We start from the raw sequence: 23,919 nt of genomic DNA on the forward strand, positions 1-23,919 counted from the left end.
AGTCCCAAATTGAAAATTATAATGAAAAATCTACTTAAACTTTCGGTATTATGTATTGCTATTATTTTTACAAGTTGCTCAACAGAGCCTATTGAAAATAGTTTTACAGAAAACAACGAATTAGAAAATTTAAATTTTGTTTGTTCAAATAGTCAAGCAGGAGCACGAATTACTAATAATGGTGATCTTGATGTTAATTTAGAAATTTATGACTCTAATGGCATATTGGTTGGTTTTGTTTACAATTTAAGTCCAGGAGAAAGTTCTTCTTGGTTTTATTTTGATGCCGGAGTTACTACATTTGATGTTTTATCTTCAGATGGAGCACTAAAAGCCATTGTTCAGGATATGAATCACTGCTCGGCTTATGATATGGAAGTTGGAGAAAACAACCATATTGTTTCTGATGCTATTGAACAGTTTTAGTCTACTTTAGTACATATTAGTACAATTTTTTTATCGTTTAAAGTTGTTGAGAAAAATATATAATTATTTCCTCCATCTTTAAGCGATAATTTTTTTCGTATTAATTGTACAGATTCCGGAAAGTTTCTTGTAGTTACATTTGCTTTATTCTCTTTAAAAACTTTTTTAAATTTCTTTTTATTGTATTCTACTATAGTTTCAATTTTAAATTGTCTTCCAGGAAAATCTACTAATTTTTCAGAAGTATATAAATGCGAATGTTTATGTAGTTTGTAGAGATTTAATTTATTAGCAATAACATTAAAAGCACCTGCTTTTAAAATGGCAGCATTAGGTTCGTATAAATAGGTTAGTGGCTCGCTAAGTTGAGCAGTAGCTTGTATTTCTTCAGTTAAAGTAAAATTAAAAACCAGCTTGTTTTGTTTTGTAATGTTTGTTGTTTTAATTTTAATTTCACCATTAAACTCGCGATCTAAAACCCAAAGCAATTCTTTTACTTCATTGTTTACTGCAACACAATAAATTTCTTTAACCTGTGATAATTCATTAATTCCAGACGTAATATCTAATAGAGGAGAGGTTTTAATCATCACATTTTTAGATTTTTTAAATAATAAATCTAAATGTTTGGGAATATTTGGTAAGCAATCTTTTAGCAAAAAAACTTTGCCTTTTATATCATCTCGTCTTGAAGGATCTACATATATCCAATCGTAGTTTGTTTGATCTTCGGTTAAAACATCTAACCCATTTTTAGGGTAACAAGTCATGTTTTTTATTTGTAATTTATTAGAATTATGTTTTACAATTTTCGATAATTCTGTATTTATATCACAATGTGTTACATGATTTATTTGCTTAGAAAAATAATAACAATCTACACCAAAACCTCCTGTTAAATCTATTATTGATTCTCCTGAAACTAAACTTGCTTTATATTTTGCAGTAATCTCAGAAGAGGTTTGCTCTATATTTAATTTATTGGGATAGTATATGTTTTTAGTAGAAAACCAAGTAGGTAGCTTTTTTTGAGAACGTTTTTTAGCTTCAATTTGTTCTATTAATTGAGATGTTTCAACATTTGGAAAGCTTATACCTTTTAATATTAATTCGGTAATATTAGAATTAATATTATTAGTGATGCATTCTTGTACGTCTTTGTTTAAAATGTTGGAATTCAAAAGTATAGTTTTATTCTAATCCTTTGGTTAATCTTTTTACGATTCTGTATTCTGAAAGAAATTCTTTTGCAATTACTTTTAAAGCTGTATATAATGGAACTGCAATTATTAAACCTACTATGCCAAATAACAAGCCAACAATAATAATTACTATAAAAATTTCTAATGGATGAGACTTTACACTTTTAGAAAATATAAAAGGTTGTGAAAAGAAATTATCTACTAATTGTGCCACAATAAACCCAATCATGACATACATGGTTTTAGGTAAAATAACATCACTAAAACTTTGGCCTAAGTTGCTAGACATGGTAAGTAATATTATTAAAACACCACTAATTATTGGTCCCACGTAAGGTATAATATTTAAAAGTGCACAAAGTGAAGCTATAATTACGGCATTTTCTATACCAAAAATAAGGAGGACAATAGAGTAAATTGTAAACAAAATTAGTAACTGTAATAGTAAGCCTCCAAAGTATCTTGATAATAAATCTCTAATAGTAATTATTGATTTTTTAATACGAGATTCTTGAGCTTTAGGGAATAATGTTAATATTGAAGAGCCAAATAAATTACTGTCTTTTAAAAAGAAAAATGAAATAAATAACACCGAAAATAAACCAATACTAAAGCTTCCAAAACCTGTTACTACTGCATTTAGGAAATTAGGTATAAAACCAAAATTTACTTTTGAAAACACTTTTGAATCTTTAATAGATTCTTCTACATCTGTTTTATTTAAATTAAAATGCTGAATAAACTCTTGGTAAAGGTTTTCTATATTAGTTTGTAATTGGTCTATATTTAAAAGCGATAAATTTTGACCTTGCTCTATAGCTAAGGGAATAAACATACCAATTATAGCAGCGATAACTAAAATAAATAGAAACATGGTTGTTATTACTGCAACCGTATCATTAAATTTTAATTTTCGTTTTAAAAAAATGACTAGAGGTCTTCCTATTAGAGAAATTACACCTGCTATTGCTAAATAAGCAATTACAGATTGTATAGTGTACAGAAACCAAAGCAATATAACAATGCCTACAATAATAGCAAATGCTCTTAAAATACCGTTTGATATAATTTTAGATGTCAAAATTTATTAGTTTTAGTTAGTAAAGCTAAACAATTAGTTTTAATGTAGAACTTTAGAAAGCGTAATTTTTTAACGTAATTGTTTTGTAATTTCATATAGTGCAATTGTGGTGGCTTGTACTACATTCATACTACTGTTTTGCCCAAACATATCTATGTGTATAATGGCATCGGTTTGTTGTAAAGCAGTATTAGATATGCCAAAATTTTCATCACCAATTACTATTGCAATAGGCTTTTTTGTAGGTACATTAATAGTGTGTATTGGTTTACTATTATCTGTAATTTCTAAAGCTAAAATATAATAATCCCTTTTTTTTAGTTCTATAATTACTTCTTCAACAGTTTCTCTTTCTTCGTAATTTATAACTTTTTCTGTAGCTCTCGAAGTTTTTGTCATTTTTCTTCCTAAAGGAATTTTGCTGCCACAAAAAATAATTTTTTCTACACCAAAAGCATCTGCAGTACGAAATAAACTTCCAATATTTGGAGCATTTGTAACGTTCTCACAAATAATAGTGATAGGAAATTGTTGTTTTTTAAAAGTGGTGTTGTAATGAGTGAGTTGCAAATTTTTATATTGAATTAGTATTATTACACTTGTGATTCAATGTATATTATAATTGATATCGGGATGATAATAGTTAAAAATATAATTATTATTAAAAGTGATTTAGGAAGTTTTTTATTGTTTTTGTCTTTTAGGGAAAATTGAAAAAAGAAATCAAAAACCGAAGAAACTATATCCAAAATAGTATTCATAGGTTTTTAATTTTCAAAAGCGTATTTAACAATATTAGCTCCCATTTGTAGGGCTTTTAATCTTACATCTTCTGGATCGTTATGTACTTCTTGATCTTCCCAACCATCACCTAAATCACTTTCTAATGTTAATAATACAACTAATCGTGATTTATAAAATAACCCTAAAGCTTGTGGTCTCTTTCCATCGTGTTCATGAATTTTTGGTAATCCTTGAGTAAATTTAAAAGCTGTATTAAATATTTCGTGACTTTTTGGTAATTCCTTTAATTCTTGATTTGGAAACACTTTTTTTAATTCTTTTACTACATAATCTTTCATGCCGTAGTTATCATCTATATGTAAAAAACCACCGCTTTCAAGATATAGCTTTAAGTTTTGTGCTTCTTCCTCATTAAAAAAAACATTACCATGTCCTGTCATGTGTAATAAAGGATATTGAAAAATATCTGTACTTCCAGCTTCTACTGTTTCTGGTTTAGTGTTTATTTCTGTTTCTATATTGTCATTACAAAATTTAATAAGGTTTGGTAAAGCTGTAGGATTTGAATACCAATCGCCACCACCTTTGTATTTTAAAATTGCTAAATCTTGAGCGCCACTTTTTACAGAAAAAAATGAGGTAAACAAAGCAATTATAACTAATGATATAAACGTTTTTGGGCTGTAGATCATATTTCAAAAATAATTATAATTGTTATGCAAAATACATTTTTAGCTCTAATTTATTACTTTACATATTAAGCAAGAATTATAATTTTTTATAAAACTTTATAATCTAAATATTAATTAATGCTTTTGTAAGATTATAAAGATGTAATTATTCGTTTACAAATGCAACAGAATGGCAAGCAACAATTGCCGCGGTTTCTGTTCTTAAACGTGTTTCTCCCAATGTAACTGGTATAAAATTATTGGTAAGTGCTAATTCTATTTCTTTTGTACTAAAATCACCTTCTGGTCCAATTAAAATAGTAATATCTGTATTGGTTTGTAATTCCTTTTTTAAGGATTTTTTATTTGTTTCTTCGCAATGCGCAATATATAATGCACCGTTAAAATCTTGTTTTAAAAACTCTTTAAATGCTATTGCAGGATTTAATTTTGGTAAGTAAGCACTTAGTGATTGTTTCATTGCAGATTGCAATATTTTTTCAAATCTGTCTTCTTTTATTACTTTTCGCTCACTATGGTCGCAAATAATAGGCGTGATGGTACTTATGCCAATTTCTGTAGCTTTTTCTAAAAACCACTCGTAGCGGTCATTCATTTTTGTTGGTGCAACAGCTAAATGCAAGTTATAATTTAAAGGGTTTTGTGTAACGACTTCTTTAATTTCTACAGTACAACTTTTTATTGCAGCAATAAGTATTACTGCTGTAAAGACATCACCTTTTCCATTTGTAATATGTAATATATCTCCATCTTTTTTTCTAAGAACCTTAACAATATGTCTGCTTTCCTCTTTAGAGAAAGTAAATTGCTCTTGGTTTTTCGAGATGTCTGGACTGTAAAATAGTTGCATTAGTCTATTGTTTCTAAAACTTTTAAAACACTTACTTCTCTAATTTCTTTAATGCGATACGTTTTTTTAATGATATAATAGCCGTTGTCTTTTTCGGTTTTTACATCGTAAATATCGTTTACTTGGTGTTTTAAATTAAAAGCCTCATTTTCTATTTCTATGGGCATATCTCCATCTTTTACCCAACCAGAATCGGCTCCTTTTCTTATATTTTTAGCCATAGAATATTTGTTTGCTAAATCTTCAAAAGGCACACCTTTACCATGTTCTACCATGATTGTTTTTCTTAAGTCGTAAATTTTGCTGGCATCCATTTTATTACCATCAAAAAATATGTAGCTTATTCTATAATGCGGTACTTTTTCTTTTTTAATTACTTTATAGTGTGTTTTTTTAAACTGGGTTCTTTCATTTTTAGTAAAACCAACAGGCATCTCTATAAGTTCTTTTGCGAGTTTAGATTTATGCTTTTCTTCGTTAAATACTAAAATTTTATTTTTTTTAGATTTTTTAGTTTCTAAATAAGCTTCGGCTTGTTCTTCAGTTTCAATAGCTTTTAACTCTTTTTTTATGGCAGTTTGAGCATTTGTTAAAATTGTAAAACTTAAAAATAAGAGTAGTAGTAAATTCTTCATTTCTTTAGTATTTGTTGGCTTTTCAATACAAAAAAACAAAAAATAAAGTTCTTATTTAAAATAATCTATAAGGTTATTAACACTAATTTCAACAAGCTATATTTTATTTAATTTTTTAGCTTGTTTTTATCTTGATTCTTAGAGATATACTTCTAATTAATAGTGTTAATGCAGTGAAAATTAATAGGCGTTCTATTATAAATAAAACAATAAAAAGTAAATATAGGTTTAAGTTAAAGCCTTGAAGCGTAAAATAGTTAGTAATTAAAGTATTTGGTATATAGTCACGATGTATTGCTGTTGTTAAAATAACAAAACGTTCTAAATTTTCGCCAGAGGCTATTATTAATAGTAAAATTAATAGAATTAAAAGAAAACTTTTTATGTTTTTTATTTGAAAACTTTTAAACCAAAACAGTTGAATTAATAAGTAAAATAATAATGGCCTTAACAACATAAACCAATAGGAAAACCAATAAGGTCCTGTTGCTCTAATTGTAAATAAAACCTGGTCTGTAGAAAAATAAAAAGATATTAAATAACTTAGGTAATATATAAAGTATAATATTCCAATTATACGTATTGTTTTAACTATAAAATAGTAAAATGAAGTGTTCCAGCTACGTAAATTATTACTTTTAAAAGCAGCTAATATATAACTAGCTATAGCTGTAAAACAAAAACCATAAACAAATAAGTTTAAAATAAAAATTATGGTTTCGTTATGCATTTAATGTATTAAGGTTTTTCTCAATTTTAAAGTTTTAAAAATTCAAGATAATTATATTTTTAATCTTGGAGATGCCATTACATCTTGTGTTGCAAAATTATTTTCTAAATACTTTAAATAACCAACAATAGCAATCATTCCAGCATTATCTGTTGTGTATTCAAATTTAGGTACGTAGGTTGTCCAACCAAACTTGTTTTCACCATCTTTTAAAGCTTTTCTAATTCCTGAATTAGCAGAAACGCCACCACCAATTGCAATATGTTTTATGCCAGTTTCTTTACTTGCAAGTTTTAGTTTGTCTATTAAAATTCCAATAATTGTGTATTGTATTGATGCACAAATATCATTTAGATTTTCTTCAATAAAGTTTGGGTTCTTTTTTACTTCTTTTTGTATAAAATATAAAACAGCTGTTTTAAATCCAGAGAAACTAAAGTTTAAACCATCAACTTTTGGTTTTGTAAATTTAAAAGCTTTTGGGTTTCCTAATTTTGCGCGTCTATCTATTTCTGGACCTGCAGGATATCCTAAACCTAAAATTTTTCCGCTTTTATCAAAAGCTTCTCCAACAGCATCATCAATAGTCTCGCCAATAACATTCATTTTAAAATAGTCGTCTACACGAACAATTTGTGTATGACCACCAGAAATGGTTAAACCTAAAAACGGAAATTCTGGTTGTTTAAAATTTTCTTCTTTTATAAAATGAGCAAGAATATGCGCTTGCATATGGTTTACATCTATAATTGGAATGTTTAAACCAAAAGCAAAAGATTTTGCAAACGATGTACCTACTAATAAAGAACCCATTAATCCAGGACCACTTGTAAATGCAATAGCACTTAATTCGTGCTTTGTTATATTTGCTTGTTTTAAGGCTTGATGCACAACAGGAACAATATTTTGTTGGTGCGCTCTAGAAGCTAATTCTGGTACAACACCACCATATTCTTCATGTATTTTTTGGTTGGCAACAACATTGCTTAAAACAACGTTATTACATATAACAGCGGCAGATGTATCATCGCAAGACGACTCTATACCTAGTATATAAATATTTTGTTTTGCCATTAGCGTATAATCGGCATTATTATTGTTAATTTTGAACTAAATTGTAAAGTACAAAGGTAGTTTTTTATAACTTAATTATAGCATCAAAAAAATACTCAAAATATTAGGCAAATTAATAGCAATTTTATTGCTAATCTTCATCATATTGGTGTTGTTATTGTCTATTCCCGCTATACAAACAAAACTTGGAGGTTATGTTACTAAGCGATTAAATAACGATTTTAATACTAATATAACCGTTGGTAAAGTTGGACTTCAGTTTAATGGTGATGTAGAGTTAAAAGAAATACTAATTCGTGATTACAAAAAAGACACACTTATAAGTGCTTCAGAATTAAATACTTCAATATTAAATTTTAAAAATTTATACGACGGAAAACTTAATTTTGGTGATATAGATTTAGAAGATTTAATTTTTAATATTAAAACGTATAAAGATGCTACCGAAACTAATTTAGATGTTTTTGTAGCGCGTTTTGATGATGACAACCCAAGAAAAGATAAAAGCAGTTTTCTATTATCTTCAAGTGATGTTTCTATTTATAATGGCCTATTTAAATTTATTGATGAAAATAAAGAAACACCAAAAATTCTAGAATTTTCTAAATTAAATATTAATGCCACCAATTTTTTAATAAACGGGAGTGATGTTAGCGCACGAATAAATACTTTATCATTTAAAGATAGTCGTGGTTTAGAGATGGAAAATCTATCAACTAATTTTGGGTATACTTTAACTCAAATGACTTTTGATGATTTAGATATAAAAACTAGAAATTCAGTACTTAAAGGAGATTTAAAATTTTCATATAATAGAGAAGATTTTTCAGACTTTGAAAACAAAGTTTTAGTATCAGCTAATTTTAAAAATGCAGATGTAGCTTTAAACGAGTTAAATACTTTTTATAATGAATTTGGAGCAAACGAGCACGCAAAATTCGATACAGACGTTTCTGGTACTTTAAACAATTTAAACCTTACCAATTTAAAACTTACAACAAGTAATAACACCAAAATTTATGGAGACATAAAGTTTAAAAACCTTTTAAATAGTGCAGAAAATGACTTTGCTATGCATGGTGAGTTTAATAATCTATCCTCTAACTACAGAGATTTAAAAAGCCTTTTACCAAATGTTTTAGGAGCAACAATACCTTCTATCTTTAATAAATTAGGAAACTTTACTATAAATGGCATTACAGATATTACACCTAATAATATAAATGCAGATTTAAACATAGATACAAATTTAGGTTTTGTAAAATCTAAACTTAGTATAAAAAATGTATCTAATATTGATACTGCAAAATACAATGGTAATGTAATTTTTGATGAGTTTGATATGGGCGTTTTTCTTGAAGATCCAAACTTGGGAAAAATATCTTCTAATTTAGATGTTGATGGTGTTGGTTTTAAAAAAGAAAACTTAAGCTCTAACCTTACAGGAGACGTATATTCTATAGATTATAATAATTATAAATACCAAGATATTATTGTAGATGGGCAATACAAACAAAGCGTATTTAACGGAAAACTTATTGTAAACGATAAAAATTTAAAATTAGAATTTAATGGTCTTGCAGACTTATCTAAAACAATAAACAGTTTTGATTTTGTAGCAAATGTAGAATATGCAGATTTTAAAATATTAAACTTTTATACGCGAGACGAAATCTCTAAATTTAAAGGTATTGTAGATATGAAAATGAAAGGCACCACAATAAACGATGCCGTTGGTAGTATTTCATTTAACAAAACCAATTATAAAAACGAAAACGAAGATTATTATTTTGAAGATTTTGCAATAACATCTTCCTTTAATGATAATGAGCATTTAATAACAGTAAACTCTCCAGATATAATAGAAGGAGAAATGAGCGGTGATTTTAGGTTTGAAGATGTAGCTTCTTTATTTGAAAACTCTATTAAAAGTATTTACACCAATCAAGCGCCAAATACAATAGAAACAGACCAATACATAAACTTCAACTTTAAAATTTATAACAAAATTGTAGAAGTATTTTATCCAGATTTAAAACTTGGTAAAAACACTTATATAAAAGGAAGAGTAGAAACCGATGAAAAAGAGTTTAAACTTACTTTTAAATCGCCAAGAATAGAACTTTTAGACTATTTCGTTAAAGACATAGAATTACAAGTAGATAATAAAAACCCATTATTTAATACCTATGTAGAAATAGACAGTATAAATACAGGCTTTTACAATGCTTCAAAGTTTAACCTTATAAACGTAACTTTAAATGATACGCTTTATATGCGTTCAGAGTTTAAAGGTGGTAAACGTAATAATGATGAATACGATTTAAGTTTTTATCATACCAATAATCAAGAAAATCAATCTGTATTTGGTTTTAAAAAAAGTAAAGTAAAATTTAAAGACAATACTTGGGTAGTAAATAAGGATAGCGATAAATACAATAAAATAATTTTCGATAATAATTTTAATGATATTGATATTAAAAAAATTGTAATGAGCCATCAAAATGAAGAGATTAATTTAGCAGGCTTTATAAAAGATAGTACTTACAAAAATTTAAAATTAAATTTTAAAGACGTTGATTTAAACAAAATAACGCCAAGTATAGACAGTTTATCTCTGGCAGGTAATGTAAATGGTAAACTTAATATATTACAACAAAATGGAGCATATGTACCAAACTCTATTTTAACTATTGATAATTTAGTTATAAATAGACAACCTTTTGGCTCATTTGATGCTAATATAATTGGAAATGAAGATTTAACTAACTATAAAGTTAACGCTAATATAAAAGGTGATAAAACAAAAAGTTTTCAAGCTATTGGTGATGTAAGTGTTGCTGGTAAAAACTCATCTATAAATGTAGATTTAGTGTTTAATAAATTTAAACTTGATATTCTGTCTCCACTTTTAGAGCCCATTTTAACTCGTGTTCGAGGAGATGTTACAGGACAAGCTAAAGTTGTAGGAAACTTAAGTCAACCAAGTTTTGAGGGAGAGTTATTAGTAGATAATGGTGGTTTAAAAGTACCATACCTTAATGTAGATTTCGATTTTAATAATAAAGCATCCATAACGTTAAGCGAGCAACAATTTAGGTTTAATAATGTTAATTTAACAGATGTTAAATACAAAACAAAAGGTGTTTTAGATGGAACAATAAGTCATACAAATTTTAGCAATTGGAGATTAGGTTTAGATATTGAAACCGATAGATTGTTAGTGTTAGATACAAAATTTTCTGAAGAATCACTTTATTATGGCACAGGATTTATAAGTGGTAGTGCAGAAATTGAAGGACCAACCGAAGCTTTAAGAATAAATGCTATTGCAGCAACAGAACCAGGAACAGAATTTTATATCCCATTAAACGATGTAGAATCTTTTGGTGATAATTCATTTATTCATTTTTTAACACCAGAAGAAAAACAAGCAAAAAAAGAAGGAAAAGAAGTTGTTATAAATGATATTTCAGGTTTAGAATTAGACTTTGATTTAGATGTTACAGAAGATGCACTAATTGAAATTGTTATGGATCGCGAGTCTGGAAGTACAATAAAAGGTCGAGGTATTGGAGGTTTACTATTTAATATTAATACAAATGGTAAATTTAATATGTATGGAGATTTTGTAGTTTGGGAAGGCGTTTATAATTTTCTTTATGGTGGAGTAGTAGAAAAAGAATTTTATGTAACACCATACGAAAGTGTTTTACGATGGGACGGGAACCCACTAAAAGCACAAATAGATATTCAAGCAATATATAAAACACGTACAAATCCATCACCATTACTAGATACACCAATATCTCAAACCATACCGGTAGAATTAGAAATAAACTTAACAGGTAATCTTGAAAAACCAGAGCCAGATTTTAATTTCGAATTTCCTAATGTAAGTTCAACACTTAAATCTGAAATTAATTATAGAATAGCTTCAAAAGAAGATAGAGATAATCAAGCATTATACCTATTAGCAACAGGAGCATTTAACAGGCAGTTTAGGGATATTAACTTAACAGGAACCTTAACCGAAAGATTAAACGGTTTAATAAATGGTTTCTTTACAGATAGTGATAGTAAAATAAATATAGGTTTAAATTACGAAGCAGGACAAAGCCGTTTAGATTACGAAACCGATGATCGTTTAGGTGTAACATTGCAAACTAAAATTACAGATCGTGTATTAATAAATGGTAAAGTTGGTGTACCTGTTGGTGGTGGCGTATCAGAGTCTGTAATTGCAGGAGATGTACAAATAGATTTTTTATTAAATGAAGAAGGAACTTTAACAGCAACTGTATTTAATAGAGAAAATAGTATTAGAAATTTTGCCGAAGAAATAGGTTACACCCAAGGTTTAGGTATAGCATATACAGTAGATTTTGATACGTTTGGTGAATTAGTTAGAAAAATATTTGGTAAGCAAAAAGAAGAATCTGCAGTTGAAGAAGTTCCTAAAGAAGAAGAAAAAGAAAACTCTAAATTTTCAGACGATAATATAGATTTCAAAAAAAATTAAGCTTTTTCTAAAATTCTTTATTCAATTATAATTTCATAAAAACTTTACTAAAAAACTATCAAAAAACCACTTAACTAAAACGTTATAGTGTAGTTTACGTGTTAATTTTTGACAAAAGCGTAGTCATAAATCATTTTACTTTCTTAGATTTACTATAATTATTCCCTAATAAACTTAAAAAAATTAATGTCGCAAACAATAAAAAAAATAGGTGTTATGACCTCTGGTGGTGACTCTCCAGGAATGAATGCCGCAATTAGATCTGTCGCTAGAACATGTGCATACCACAATATAGAATGTGTTGGTATATATAGAGGTTATGAAGGCATGATAGAAGGCGATTTTGAAGAGCTTACAGCACGTAGCGTAAAGGGTATTATTAACAAAGGTGGTACTGTTTTAAAATCAGCACGATCTAAAGAATTTAGAACACCAGAAGGAAGAAAAAAAGCATACAACGCTTTAAAAGCTAACGGCGTTGATGCCTTAGTAGTTATTGGAGGTGATGGTACATTTACAGGAGCATTAATATTCAATCAAGAATACAAGTTCCCAGTAATTGGTATTCCAGGAACTATAGATAACGATATTTATGGAACTTCACATACCTTAGGTTACGACACAGCTTTAAATACCGTTGTAGAATCTATAGATAAAATTAGAGATACAGCAAGTTCTCATAACCGCTTGTTTTTTGTAGAAGTTATGGGACGTGATGTTGGACACATTGCTTTAAATGTAGGTATTGGAGCAGGAGCCGAAGAAATTTTAATTCCAGAAGAAGATTTGGGTCTAGATAGATTATTAGAGTCACTTCGTAGAAGTAAAAAATCTGGAAAATCTTCAAGTATTGTAGTTGTTGCCGAAGGTGATAAAATAGGAAAAAATGTTTTCGAACTTAGAGATTATGTTGAAGAAAACATGACAGAATATGAAGTTAGAGTATCTGTACTTGGCCACATGCAACGTGGTGGCGCACCATCATGTTTCGATCGTGTATTAGCAAGTAGAATGGGAGTAAAAGCTGTAGAAAGTTTAATGGAAGGACAATCTAATTATATGGTTGGCTTAGCTAGCGATAAAATAGTTTTAACTCCATTAGAAAAAGCAGTAAAAGGAAAATCTAAAATAAATAAAGAATTGATTAGAGTGTCAGATATAATGACAACATAATCTTAAATAAACAAAACAAAAAAATGTCAAAATTAAAATTAGGAATTAACGGATTTGGTAGAATTGGTCGAATCGTTTTTAGAGCAACTGTAAAAAGAGATAATGTAGATGTAGTAGCAATTAATGATTTGCTAGATGTTGATCATTTAGCCTATTTATTAGAATATGATTCTGTACATGGGAGATTTGATGGTACAATAGAAGTAAAAGATGGAAACTTAGTTGTAGACGGAAAAACAATTAGAGTAACGGCAGAAAGAGATCCAAAAAACCTAAAATGGGATGAAGCAGGAGCAGATGTTGTTGCAGAATGTACAGGAATTTTTACAACCTTAGAAACAGCAAACTACCATATTGAAGGTGGTGCAAAAAAAGTAGTAATTTCTGCACCAAGTAAAGATGCACCAATGTTTGTTATGGGTGTAAACGATAATAAATTAACAGCAGAAGATACTATTGTTTCTAATGCATCTTGTACAACAAACTGTTTAGCACCTTTAGCTAAAGTTATAGAAGATAACTTTGGTATTGAAGAAGCTTTAATGACAACCATACACGCGGCAACTTCTACTCAATTTACTGTAGATGCACCGTCACGTAAAAATTACCGCTTAGGGCGTTCTGCACTAAATAATATTATACCAACCTCTACAGGAGCAGCTAAAGCTGTAGGTAAAGTAATACCAGAATTAGATGGTAAATTAACAGGTATGGCTTTTAGAGTTCCAACAGTAGATGTGTCTGTAGTAGATTTAACAGTAAAAACTAAAAAAGAAACATCTTTAGAAGAAATTAAAGCAGCAATGAAAAAAGCAGCTAGTGGAGACATGGAAGGTGTTTTAGGGTATACAGAAGATGCTGTAGTATCTCAAGACTTTGTAAGCGAAGAAAAAACTAGTGTTTTTGATGCAGACTCTGCAATTGAATTAAATCCAACATTTTTTAAATTAGTATCTTGGTACGATAATGAATTTGGATACTCTAATAAATTAGTAGATTTAGCTGAAAAAGTTAACAGCTTATAATATTAAACCTCTAAATTAAAGAGTATATATTATCCTTTAATTTATTTTTATATATAAAAAAGCACAGTGAACTTAATCTTATTAATTAAAGATTTTAACTGTGCTTTTTTACTTTCAAATAAATAATTTTAAAACATGATATTAATAGTTGATAGTGGTTCTACAAAATGCGATTGGATTGCAGTAGATAATAATGGTAACCAATTGTTTGAAAAAGTTAGAACGAAAGGATTAAATCCTGCCATTTTAGAAGAAAAAAAATTACGTAAAATCATAAAAAAAACAAAAAAATTAAAGAAAAATCGTGATAAAGTCACGCATTTGTTTTTTTATGGTGCAGGATGTGGTACCGAAAAACCAAGACTATTATTAAAAGGTGTTTTAGAGCAATTTTTTACAAACGCAGATGTTACAGTAAACGAAGACACCATGGCTGCAGTTTATTCTACAATTTCATCTAAAGATGAAGCTGCTGTAGTATGTATTATGGGCACTGGCTCAAATTGTAGTTATTATGATGGAGCGCATTTACACCAGCGTGTGTTTTCTCTAGGATATACAATTATGGATGATGCTTCTGGGAATTATTTTGGCAAACAATTACTTAGAGATTATTATTTTAACCACATGCCAGAACCTTTAAAAGTTGCTTTTGCAGATAAATATAATTTAGAAGCAGATTTTATAAAACGTAACCTTTATAAACAACCAAATCCTAATGCATATTTGGCAAATTTTGCAGAGTTTATGATTTTGAATAAAGATTCTAAATACATTCAAGAGCTTATAAAAGAAGGTATACGCGTGTTTTCTAAAAACATGATCATGCAATTTAAAGAAGAGTTAAAAACCGTACCTGTACACTTTGCAGGATCTATAGCTTTTTTCTGTAAAGAAGAAATAGAGATTGTTGCAAAAGAATTTAATTATAAAGTAGGTAATTTTGAACGTAGACCAATTGAAGGTTTGGTTGCATTTCATACAGCACAATTAAAATAATAAATATACTTTATTCTCTTTCTTGTTCAAGTTTTGTAATTTAGAAAACCAAACGAATAATACCATATTTGGTGCTAAATAAAGATGAATATGAAAGGTAAATATCTTATATTAATATTATTAATTACTGTTTTTAATTGTATAGAAGAGAAAGAGATAAGTTCTGTAAATCCAGAAAACTGGTCTAAGCGTGCTGCAAATTTATCTAAAAAAGACTCCTTAGAGTACGGTAAATCATATTTGTCTGTGTATTCACAAATTTATAGTATGTCTGAGCATAAAAGACATAATTTAACAGCAATGGTTAGTTTACGAAACACTAGCGATGTTGATACAATATTTATACTTAAAGCTAAATATTATGATACTCATGGTGTAAAGGTAAGAACGTATTTTGATGCGCCTATATATTTAGGTCCAATGGAAACCACCGAAATTATTATAGATGAAATTGATATTTCTGGAGGTACAGGTTCTAATTTTATTTTCGAGTGGAAAAAACCTAAAAATACACCAGAACCACTTTTTGAAGGAATTATGAATTCTACAATGGGTCAACAAGGTTTGTCGTTTACAACCCAAGCAAAACGTATAGAATAAATACTAGTATTTTTTTAATAATAGTAATCCTCAAAAAAATAAGAGGCATTGTATTACTAAATAATATAGCTTTTATACTATTCTTTAATAGCTATCATACTAATTTCTACATTAACAAACTTAGGTAAGTTTGCAACTTCTACCGTTTCTCTTGCAGGTGCTGTTTCGTCGTTAAAATAAAGCGTATAAACAGCGTTTATTTCTGCAAAGTTATTCATGTCACTTATAAAAATAGAGGTTTTAACTACATTTTCAAAAGTCATGTCTGCAGCTTCTAAAACAGCTTTCATGTTTTCCATAACTTGTTTTGTTTCTGTTACAATATCATCAATAACAAGTTCTCCAGTTTCAGGATGTAATGCTATTTGTCCAGATGTATAAAGTGTGTTTCCGCTTAAAACAGCTTGATTGTATGGTCCAATTGGGGCAGGAGCTTTGGTTGTAGTAATAATTTTTTTCATAAGGAAATAGTGTTTTAATATTTCCGCGAAAGCGAAAACGTAATTATAATTGCTGGTCTGGTTGACGACGTTTTTCGTATTTTAAATCTTTTAATAAATTAGATTTTATACCAATAAAGAAATTCCATGAGCTTCTTGTACTAAATGGAATCCAACTAAAGTTCATTCTCCAACTTAATAAATCTCTTTCAAAACGTAATTGAGTATAAGAAAACCCTTTGTTTTTAAAATCGTATCCGGATGAAGCACCAATTGTCCATCTAGGTGCAATTTCTAAATCTCCAGAAAACATTAATGAGTTTGATGTAATCTCGTTTTGTCTGGCTGCGTTTCCATAATTAACAGCATAGGCTAAACGTAAGCTCCATGGTATTTTATAATTATAAAGTTCGCTTGGCGTTTCGTCTTCATCCTCATCATCTTTATTAAAACGTTGGTCTGCAAAATCTTGAGAGCGCCCAAATAAATCATCATCACGACCACCACTTTGTAGTGTTTCATTTCTACTACTTTGGCTGGTGTTACTATCACGCTCGCCACCATCACTACTTAAACTGTAACTAAGTGTTAAGTTAGCGCTTGTTAATCTAAATAAACTTCCGCCATTGTTAATGTTGTAAGTGTCAATTCTACGGTTATTATTATCTAAAGCGTATGGGTCTAAAGTGGCTCCAAAATTTACATTCATTTTATTATTAAATAATTGCGTGCCACCAGACATCCTTACAGGACTCCATTTTAAAGAGTCTCCAGCTACATTATAAGATGTAGAAAAGTTTAAGTTATTTAATAAAATAATTTTTTTAGGTTCTGTTTTAGTACTATCCTTATCACGAACTTTTGCTTCAAAATTATTTGATAGAGATAAGCCAATAGAGCTAGAGTATGTTTTATTTGGTGCTCCGTATAAACTGCCATCAAATCTTGAAAATTCTACTTCTTCTATTGGGTTTCCGTCTATATCTGTAACTTCGTAGGTGTCATAATATTTATCGAAGGCAGGATTTATATTGTAACTTATAGATGGACGCATAACGTGCCTAATGGCTTGTATTTTTTTGCCTTCTTCTTTTTTGTCAAAGTTAAATAATCCATAAATTGTTGTACCTATACTTGTTCCAAAATTATAGGTTCTATAAGAATCAAAACCATTTAGGTCTTCAGTTACTACTAGCTCTTCTTCTGGGTCATAAAAACGGTTTATAGTATTTAAAGTCCAAGTTTCATCATAGTTAGCAGATGCACTTACACTAAAATATTTAAATACTTTAAAGTTTGTAGCTAATGGTATTGTATGGCGCATACCAATTCTAGCGTCATCAAACATTTCACTTTTAAAGAATAAAGAATCTGTAGTTTGTATACTGTTTTCACCACGAACATTATATTGTAAATTAATATTTTGTATCACTCCTTTTTTAGATCCAACTTTAGGCGCAAAAGGATAAATTCTACTTACACTAGCTTGTAATGTAGGTAAAGTCATATTAATTTGTTCGGTTTGAGTGTTTTGAGAATGTGTAGCAGTTAAGCTTAAATTAACCTGTGGTTCTCCTTGAAAAGTTTTTGAATATGAAATTGAAGAAGCTAATGTGTTATTTAAAAAACTTGCTGCGTTTACTTGGTTTACAGATTGTTGGTAATAATTACTACTACCTAGGTTTACAGAAGCAGAAAATCTAGAATTTGGATTAGATTTAGTGTCTTGTTGGTGTGACCAGCGTAAATTATAAATGGTTCTTTTAGAATAATCTGGAAAACCACGTTCACTATTTATTAAGTTCTCGTATCTAAAACCTACATTACCACTAAATTTATAACGTGTTTTATATTTAGATTCAAAACGTAAACCATAACTACCATTAGTGTAATAATCACCTAATACTGCTAAATCTACATAATCACTTATTGCAAAATAATAACCTCCATTTTGAAGAAAATAACCACGATCATTTTGCTCTCCAAAACTAGGTATTATAACACCAGAAGTTTGCTTAGAGGTAAGCGGAAAAAAACCAAATGGTATAAATATAGGTGTTGGAACATCGTAAATATACATTTGTGTTCCTCCAACAACAATTTTTTTATCTGGTACTAATTTTAATTTGTCGGTTAAAAAGTAGTACTCAGGGTCGTCTAAATCTTCAGCCGTTGTAAAACGCGTATTACCTAAAAAATAAACAGAGTCATTTTCTTTTTTAGAGCGTTCTGCAAGAATATTCATTCCGTTTTGTTCGGTTCTAGAATTAAATATTAAAGCACGTTGATTTTTAGTATTAAATATAATAGAATCTGGCTCAACAACATTTGTACCTTGTTTAAATACTGGACGTTGTGAGTAGTTACCTGCAGAATCTTTTAAACGACCAGCATATACTTTATTTGTACTATAATCTATTACAATGCTACCAGCAGTTAGTTCCATGTCTTGGTATAACACTTGTGCTTCATTATACAAGTACATTTTTTGCTCTTTTCTATTAAAAAGTGTATAATCCTTAGCCTTATATGAAACTATGGCTTCAAGAAGTTTTGCTTTTTTGGGTGTTATACTATCATTAAGAGTAGAGTCGTTTTCTTTTTCTTTAACAATAGGTTTGTTTACATCTTTAGTTAAAAAAGTGTCTATAGAAACTTGTACAGGAGCTTCTTTTTTATCTGCTGGAATACTTAAACTTTTATTTGGCGTGTCTTGAGCAAAGCAAAAAGTGTTGATAAACACTGTAAAACTTAGGGCAAAAAGTATGTATTTTGTATTTGTATGCAATGCTTTTAAATGTATTTTTGCTAAACTATGGCTCGGTTTTTGAAATCCCAAAATTACATATATTTTTTATGATTAATTTATTATTCTCAAAAATTTATAAAACCACAGTAAAAGCTTTAAAAATGAGTTACAATATAATGCAAACGCAACTAAAAACAGTTTTCGTATTTTTTATAATAGTATTAACAGTTTCTGTATCCTCAACTGTTGACGCTCAATCAAATAAAGAAAAATTTGTTGTTGTGTTAGATGCTGGTCATGGCGGAAAAGATCCTGGAAAACATTCTCAATACGGTTATAGAGAAAGTGATATTGCACTTAAAATTGTTAAAAAAGTTGGAGCAGCCTTAGAAAAAAATAAAGACATTAAAGTTATTTACACAAGAAAAACCGATGTGTTTCTAGAACTTAGAGAACGTGCTGCAATTGCAAATAGAGCAGATGCAGATTTATTTGTATCAATTCATTGTAATGCACATAATTCTCAAGCCTATGGTACAGAAACTTTTGTTTTAGGTGTTGCTAATACAAAAAGAAATCTTGAAATAGCTAAAAAAGAAAACGAAGTAATATTTTTAGAGGACAACCACGAAGAACATTATGCAGGTTTCGATCCAGATTCTCCAGAATCTTTTATAGGTTTAAGTCTTATGCAAGAAGAATATACAGACCAAAGTATTATGCTAGCAAGGCTAATAGAAAATAATTTTAGAGATAAATCTAAAAGAAAAAGTCGTGGTGTAAAACAAGCTAGTTTATGGGTAATGCACAACACATATATGCCAAGTGTTTTAATTGAAACAGGTTTTGTTACTAATAAAACTGAAGGTGCTTATTTAAATTCAAATAAAGGCCAAAGCAATATTGCAACATCTATTGAAAATGCAATTTTAAAGTATAAACACAATTTAGATTTAAATATAAGTATTGTAGATATTCCTACAGAAACAATTGAAGAAGAAGAGATTTCTACTGAAGAAAAAATTATAAATAATACTGTATTTAAAGTTCAAATAGCAGCTGGATCTAAAAAACTAGAGCCTAAGCCATACAATTTTAAAGGATTAAATCCTGTTTCAAGAGAAAAAGAAGATAAATTGTACAAATACTTTTATGGATATTCATCAGATATAAATAAAATTCAACTGCTTCAAAAAGAAGCTCGTAAAAAAGGATTTAAAAGCGCATATATTGTAGCTTACAAAGACGGAAAACGAATAAGTTTAGAAAAAGCGCTAAATGAGGGTACAAAATAGGCTATTCTTTATAAAAATATCCTATTTTTGTTATCGACTCAAATAATAATCTACACATGTCAAGAGAAGTAAAAACAGCCATATTGGTTATTGCAGGAATAGCTTTGTTTATTTTTGGATTTAATTATCTTAAGGGTGAAAATCTATTAGAAGCAGACAATTCATTCTATACCACTTTTGAATATAATGGATTAACGTCATCCTCTCCAGTAACTATTAAAGGTAATAATGTAGGGAGAATTTCAGAAATTAAATACGATTTTGAAACCGGAAAAACAAGAGTTGCTTTTCAAGTAGATGAAAAATTAAAATTTTCAAAAGATAGTAAGATTAGACTATACGAATTAGGTTTAATGGGAGGCAATGGTATTGCTATTATTCCAGGAGATTCTAAAGAATTAGCAAAATCTGGAGATTATATAGAAAGTGAAGTAGAAGTAGGCTTAATTTCAAGCTTAACAAGTAATTTTTCTGGTTTAAGTAATGAGCTTGATGGTACTTTAAAAGCAGCAGATTCTTTACTTTTAAGTTTAAACGATTTAGTTCAAGACGACTCAGAAAAAGGACTTAGAAACGCACTTTCAGAACTTAACAATACCTTAAGATCTTTTCAAACACTATCAAAATCATTTAATGGTGTAATTGCTTCAAATGAAAAGAATTTAAACGAGGTATTAACAAATTTTAATACAGTAAGTCAAGATTTAGCTATTTTGTCAAATAATTTAAAAGATGTTAATATAGACCAAACTGTAAAAAATCTTGACAACACTTTAGCTAGTGTAGATGGACTTATTGCCGATTTAAATAAAGGTGAAGGTTCTATGGGTAAATTATTAAAAGACGATAAATTATATAATAATCTTGAAGTAGCTTCTTACCAATTAAAAGAACTACTACAAGATTTTAAACTTAACCCAAAACGTTATGTAAACATATCTGTATTTGGGAAAAAGAGCAAACCATACGTAGAACCTGAAGACGAAAGAGAATAAACTAACTAATATAAATGAACTACTTACCAAACATTATTTTTGCCATAGCATTAATTTTAGGCATTGGCTACTTTGCAAAAAATGTACAAAAACTAATTAGAAACATTAAATTAGGCCAACCCAAAGACGTTAGCGACAATAAATCTCAACGTTGGAAAAACATGGCAATGATAGCTTTAGGACAAAGCAAAATGGTAAAAAGACCTATAGCAGGATTTTTGCACGTTGTTGTATATGTTGGTTTTGTAATTATTAATATCGAAGTTTTAGAAATTATAATCGATGGCCTTTTTGGAACACATAGAATTGGCTTAAGTATTTTACCAGAATCTGTTTACGGTTTTTTAATAGGAAGCTTTGAAATTCTTGCAGCATTAGTATTTATAACGGTTGTTGTATTCTGGGTTCGTAGAAATATTATAAAATTAAGACGTTTTATGAGTGCCGAAATGAAAGGCTGGCCAAAAAACGATGGTAATTTTATACTTTATTTTGAAATGGTTTTAATGGCATTATTCTTAATAATGAATGCAACAGATACTACATTTCAAAATATAGCATCTGGAAATATAGTTAGCCAGTTTATTGCGCCATTATTTAGTGGAGCATCAGAAGGTACTTTACATATTATAGAACGTAGCGCTTGGTGGTTACATATTTTAGGAATATTAGTATTCTTAAACTACCTGTATTTCTCTAAACACTTACATATATTATTAGCGTTTCCAAATACATATTATGGTAAATTAACACCAAAAGGTCAATTTGATAATAATGATGCTGTAACAAAAGAAGTGAAATTAATGATGGATCCAGATGCAGATCCATTTGCTGCGCCAGCAGAAACCGAAGAGGAAGAAATACCAGCAAAATTTGGAGCTAGTGATGTGCAAGATTTAAGTTGGTTAAACCTACTTAATGCATATACTTGTACAGAGTGCGGACGCTGTACCAGCGAGTGTCCTGCAAACTTAACAGGTAAAAAATTATCGCCTAGAAAAATAATGATGGATACCAGAGATCGTCTAGAAGAAGTTGGTAAAAATATAGACGCTAACAAAGGTGTTTTTGTAGACGATGGTAAACAACTACTTAATGATTATATTACAAAAGAAGAATTATGGGCATGTACAAGTTGTAATGCCTGTGTAGAAGCTTGTCCAATTAGTATAGACCCATTAAATATTATTATGGAGATGCGTCGTTACTTAGTTATGGAAGAAAGTGCAGCACCAATGGAGTTAAACAACATGATGACTAATGTTGAAAACAATGGAGCACCATGGCCATATAACCAAATGGATAGATTAAACTGGAAAGATGAATAAACAAACCTTGAGATACCATATAATTATATTTATAATGTTATGTGTTTCAAATGTAATGTTTAGTCAATCATACAAAAAAGATTCGCTTCAAATAAAAGCTTATACAGAAATTATATATAACAATAGTAAGGCAGATAGCATTTGGTTAAAAAAAGTGTTTTGCGATTATTGTAACGAAAAACAATTAGAAAGTATAGGTCAAGAAGCATTGTATAGAGCAGATGCCGAAAAGTATTTGCCAGAAAATAAATTAAAACAAGGCAAAAAAAGATTAGCAATTTATATACGAATTGCTAAAAAAGATTTTGCAAAACTGAAAGACAATAAGTAAAACCTCATATAACCAATTAACATGAGCGAGCAACTAATAGTGCCTACAATGGCAGAAATGATGGCAGAAGGTAAAACACCAGATATCTTATTCTGGGTAGGTTCTGCTGGAAGTTACGACGATAGAGCAAAAAAAATAACAAAAGCATTTGTTAAAATATTAAATAAAGCTGAAGTAAATTTTGCTGTTTTAGGAACCGAAGAAAGCTCTACAGGAGATGTAGCAAAACGCGCAGGAAACGAATTTTTGTTTCAAATGCAGGCGTTTATGAATATCGAATTACTTAACGCTTACGAAGTTAAACGCATTGTTACCTGCGATCCTCATTCATTTAATTGCTTAAAAAACGAATATCCAGGTTTAGGTGGTAACTATGATGTTGTACACCATACTCAATTTATAAAAGAACTTATAAATACAGGTAAAATTAAAATTAGCTCAAACACTTTTAATAATAAGCGTATTACATTTCATGACCCATGTTATTTAGGCAGAGCTAATTCAGAATACGAAGCACCTAGAGATGTATTGAATACTCTAAATGCAACATTAATTGAAATGAAAAGAAGCAAGTCTACAGCATTATGTTGTGGTGCTGGTGGAGCTCAAATGTTTAAAGAACCAGAAAAAGGAGACAAAGATGTTAATGAGTTACGTACAGAAGATGCTTTAAAAACAAATCCTAATATTATAGCAACTGGTTGTCCTTATTGTATGACAATGATGTCTGATGGCGTAAAAGTTAAAGAAAAAGAAAACGAAATTCAAGTGTTAGATGTTGCCGAGTTAATTGCTCAAGCACAAGGTTTATAAGTCAAAATTCACATAAGTAAATGAGTAAGAAAACAATTACTAGAATATTATTTGGTTTTATATCTGGTTTGTTTTTTGCCATATTTATGTGGGCTTTAGATCATTATAATCATGAAGAATTTAATATTCTTAAATTCCTTTTTCATTTTGTAGCTTTTGGATTATTTCAAGGACTTGTATCTGGATTTTATTTTATGAATAACAATAAAAAATAA

22 protein-coding genes are annotated in these 23,919 nt (G+C 29.1%); 12 read left to right on the forward strand and 10 right to left on the reverse strand.

Features of this window, described 5'->3' with window-relative positions; translation table 11 throughout:
• The first annotated feature begins 21 nt into the window (after positions 1-21).
• Positions 22-426, forward strand: a complete 405-nt coding sequence (locus BM549_RS00205; RefSeq protein ID WP_290468403.1) for a hypothetical protein — start codon at positions 22-24, stop codon at positions 424-426.
• Here the strand turns inward: BM549_RS00205 and BM549_RS00210 are convergent.
• The 8 genes from BM549_RS00210 to tsaD all read right to left on the reverse strand — a co-directional run bounded on the left by BM549_RS00210 (position 423) and on the right by tsaD (position 7,434).
• Positions 423-1,607 carry a class I SAM-dependent methyltransferase gene (locus tag BM549_RS00210; RefSeq protein ID WP_290468404.1) on the reverse strand — a complete coding sequence of 395 codons (1,185 nt, stop codon included), beginning with the start codon at positions 1,605-1,607 and terminating at the stop codon, positions 423-425. The two genes, BM549_RS00205 and BM549_RS00210, sit on opposite strands and share 4 nt — an antisense overlap.
• A gap of 10 nt (positions 1,608-1,617) precedes the next feature.
• Positions 1,618-2,709, reverse strand: coding sequence for an AI-2E family transporter (locus BM549_RS00215; RefSeq protein WP_290468405.1), 1,092 nt, complete (start codon positions 2,707-2,709; stop codon positions 1,618-1,620).
• 69 nt (positions 2,710-2,778) lie between these two features.
• The gene (locus tag BM549_RS00220) at positions 2,779-3,279 is read right to left on the reverse strand and encodes a TrmH family RNA methyltransferase (protein ID WP_290468406.1); all 501 of its coding nucleotides are present in this window, start codon (positions 3,277-3,279) and stop codon (positions 2,779-2,781) included.
• 197 nt (positions 3,280-3,476) lie between these two features.
• Positions 3,477-4,145 carry a DUF4159 domain-containing protein gene (locus tag BM549_RS00225; RefSeq protein WP_290468407.1) on the reverse strand — a complete coding sequence of 223 codons (669 nt, stop codon included), beginning with the start codon at positions 4,143-4,145 and terminating at the stop codon, positions 3,477-3,479.
• A gap of 145 nt (positions 4,146-4,290) precedes the next feature.
• On the reverse strand, positions 4,291-4,995 hold the full coding sequence (locus BM549_RS00230) for a 16S rRNA (uracil(1498)-N(3))-methyltransferase (protein WP_290468408.1): 705 nt from the start codon (positions 4,993-4,995) through the stop codon (positions 4,291-4,293).
• A complete protein-coding gene (locus tag BM549_RS00235; RefSeq protein ID WP_290468409.1) occupies positions 4,995-5,630 on the reverse strand; it encodes a peptidylprolyl isomerase in 636 nt (211 codons plus the stop codon). The genes BM549_RS00230 and BM549_RS00235 overlap by 1 nt, the downstream gene beginning before the upstream one ends.
• A 115-nt stretch (positions 5,631-5,745) precedes the next feature.
• Positions 5,746-6,360 (reverse strand): hypothetical protein, encoded by a 615-nt coding sequence (locus BM549_RS00240; RefSeq protein WP_290468410.1) that lies wholly within the window; start codon positions 6,358-6,360, stop codon positions 5,746-5,748.
• A gap of 51 nt (positions 6,361-6,411) precedes the next feature.
• Positions 6,412-7,434, reverse strand: a complete 1,023-nt coding sequence (gene tsaD, locus BM549_RS00245; protein ID WP_290468411.1) for a tRNA (adenosine(37)-N6)-threonylcarbamoyltransferase complex transferase subunit TsaD — start codon at positions 7,432-7,434, stop codon at positions 6,412-6,414.
• Between the two features lie 148 nt (positions 7,435-7,582).
• Here tsaD and BM549_RS00250 point away from each other — a divergent pair, with 148 nt between their 5' ends.
• From BM549_RS00250 to BM549_RS00270, 5 genes are all read left to right on the forward strand, one after another.
• Positions 7,583-11,956, forward strand: coding sequence for a translocation/assembly module TamB domain-containing protein (locus BM549_RS00250; RefSeq protein WP_290468771.1), 4,374 nt, complete (start codon positions 7,583-7,585; stop codon positions 11,954-11,956).
• Positions 11,957-12,142: 186 nt separating this feature from the next.
• On the forward strand, positions 12,143-13,129 hold the full coding sequence (gene pfkA, locus BM549_RS00255; RefSeq protein ID WP_290468412.1) for a 6-phosphofructokinase: 987 nt from the start codon (positions 12,143-12,145) through the stop codon (positions 13,127-13,129).
• Between the two features lie 23 nt (positions 13,130-13,152).
• Positions 13,153-14,154, forward strand: a complete 1,002-nt coding sequence (gene gap, locus BM549_RS00260) for a type I glyceraldehyde-3-phosphate dehydrogenase (protein ID WP_290468413.1) — start codon at positions 13,153-13,155, stop codon at positions 14,152-14,154.
• A gap of 135 nt (positions 14,155-14,289) precedes the next feature.
• A complete protein-coding gene (locus BM549_RS00265; RefSeq protein ID WP_290468414.1) occupies positions 14,290-15,153 on the forward strand; it encodes an N-acetylglucosamine kinase in 864 nt (287 codons plus the stop codon).
• Between the two features lie 90 nt (positions 15,154-15,243).
• Positions 15,244-15,753 carry a DUF3124 domain-containing protein gene (locus BM549_RS00270; RefSeq protein ID WP_290468415.1) on the forward strand — a complete coding sequence of 170 codons (510 nt, stop codon included), beginning with the start codon at positions 15,244-15,246 and terminating at the stop codon, positions 15,751-15,753.
• Between the two features lie 77 nt (positions 15,754-15,830).
• Here BM549_RS00270 and BM549_RS00275 read toward each other — a convergent pair whose 3' ends face one another.
• Together BM549_RS00275 and BM549_RS00280 are read right to left on the reverse strand one after the other, a co-directional pair.
• Entirely contained in the window at positions 15,831-16,214 is a 384-nt protein-coding gene (locus BM549_RS00275; RefSeq protein WP_290468416.1) for a RidA family protein, read from the reverse strand.
• A 43-nt stretch (positions 16,215-16,257) separates the two neighbouring features.
• Positions 16,258-19,032: a putative LPS assembly protein LptD gene (locus tag BM549_RS00280; protein ID WP_290468417.1), complete on the reverse strand. Its 2,775-nt coding sequence runs from the start codon at positions 19,030-19,032 to the stop codon at positions 16,258-16,260.
• Between the two features lie 17 nt (positions 19,033-19,049).
• On the opposite strand from BM549_RS00280, the gene BM549_RS00285 reads away from it, so the two are divergent.
• From BM549_RS00285 to BM549_RS00310, 6 genes are read left to right on the forward strand one after another with little or no spacing between them, the layout of a single operon-like run.
• Positions 19,050-20,237: an N-acetylmuramoyl-L-alanine amidase gene (locus tag BM549_RS00285; protein WP_290468418.1), complete on the forward strand. Its 1,188-nt coding sequence runs from the start codon at positions 19,050-19,052 to the stop codon at positions 20,235-20,237.
• 56 nt (positions 20,238-20,293) lie between these two features.
• Entirely contained in the window at positions 20,294-21,232 is a 939-nt protein-coding gene (locus BM549_RS00290) for an MlaD family protein (protein WP_290468419.1), read from the forward strand.
• Positions 21,233-21,246: 14 nt separating this feature from the next.
• Positions 21,247-22,560, forward strand: coding sequence for a (Fe-S)-binding protein (locus tag BM549_RS00295; RefSeq protein ID WP_290468420.1), 1,314 nt, complete (start codon positions 21,247-21,249; stop codon positions 22,558-22,560).
• On the forward strand, positions 22,553-22,891 hold the full coding sequence (locus BM549_RS00300) for a hypothetical protein (protein ID WP_290468421.1): 339 nt from the start codon (positions 22,553-22,555) through the stop codon (positions 22,889-22,891). Before BM549_RS00295 ends, BM549_RS00300 begins: the two co-directional genes overlap by 8 nt.
• 21 nt (positions 22,892-22,912) lie before the next feature.
• Positions 22,913-23,704 carry a (Fe-S)-binding protein gene (locus BM549_RS00305; protein WP_290468422.1) on the forward strand — a complete coding sequence of 264 codons (792 nt, stop codon included), beginning with the start codon at positions 22,913-22,915 and terminating at the stop codon, positions 23,702-23,704.
• Between the two features lie 20 nt (positions 23,705-23,724).
• The gene (locus BM549_RS00310; RefSeq protein ID WP_013871195.1) at positions 23,725-23,919 is read left to right on the forward strand and encodes a hypothetical protein; all 195 of its coding nucleotides are present in this window, start codon (positions 23,725-23,727) and stop codon (positions 23,917-23,919) included.

Origin of the sequence: Lacinutrix sp. MedPE-SW (genome assembly GCF_001874145.1) — a bacterium.
Lineage (GTDB): Bacteria > Bacteroidota > Bacteroidia > Flavobacteriales > Flavobacteriaceae > Lacinutrix.

Coding starts and splice junctions, on each gene's coding strand:
- BM549_RS00205 (WP_290468403.1), top strand. CDS start 22: ATGAAAAATCTACTTAAACTTTCGGTATTATGTATTGCTATTATTTTT.
- BM549_RS00225 (WP_290468407.1), bottom strand. CDS start 4,145: ATGATCTACAGCCCAAAAACGTTTATATCATTAGTTATAATTGCTTTG.
- BM549_RS00230 (WP_290468408.1), bottom strand. CDS start 4,995: ATGCAACTATTTTACAGTCCAGACATCTCGAAAAACCAAGAGCAATTT.
- BM549_RS00235 (WP_290468409.1), bottom strand. CDS start 5,630: ATGAAGAATTTACTACTACTCTTATTTTTAAGTTTTACAATTTTAACA.
- BM549_RS00240 (WP_290468410.1), bottom strand. CDS start 6,360: ATGCATAACGAAACCATAATTTTTATTTTAAACTTATTTGTTTATGGT.
- tsaD (WP_290468411.1), bottom strand. CDS start 7,434: ATGGCAAAACAAAATATTTATATACTAGGTATAGAGTCGTCTTGCGAT.
- pfkA (WP_290468412.1), top strand. CDS start 12,143: ATGTCGCAAACAATAAAAAAAATAGGTGTTATGACCTCTGGTGGTGAC.
- gap (WP_290468413.1), top strand. CDS start 13,153: ATGTCAAAATTAAAATTAGGAATTAACGGATTTGGTAGAATTGGTCGA.
- BM549_RS00265 (WP_290468414.1), top strand. CDS start 14,290: ATGATATTAATAGTTGATAGTGGTTCTACAAAATGCGATTGGATTGCA.
- BM549_RS00270 (WP_290468415.1), top strand. CDS start 15,244: ATGAAAGGTAAATATCTTATATTAATATTATTAATTACTGTTTTTAAT.
- BM549_RS00275 (WP_290468416.1), bottom strand. CDS start 16,214: ATGAAAAAAATTATTACTACAACCAAAGCTCCTGCCCCAATTGGACCA.
- BM549_RS00285 (WP_290468418.1), top strand. CDS start 19,050: ATGATTAATTTATTATTCTCAAAAATTTATAAAACCACAGTAAAAGCT.
- BM549_RS00290 (WP_290468419.1), top strand. CDS start 20,294: ATGTCAAGAGAAGTAAAAACAGCCATATTGGTTATTGCAGGAATAGCT.
- BM549_RS00295 (WP_290468420.1), top strand. CDS start 21,247: ATGAACTACTTACCAAACATTATTTTTGCCATAGCATTAATTTTAGGC.
- BM549_RS00300 (WP_290468421.1), top strand. CDS start 22,553: ATGAATAAACAAACCTTGAGATACCATATAATTATATTTATAATGTTA.
- BM549_RS00305 (WP_290468422.1), top strand. CDS start 22,913: ATGAGCGAGCAACTAATAGTGCCTACAATGGCAGAAATGATGGCAGAA.
- BM549_RS00310 (WP_013871195.1), top strand. CDS start 23,725: ATGAGTAAGAAAACAATTACTAGAATATTATTTGGTTTTATATCTGGT.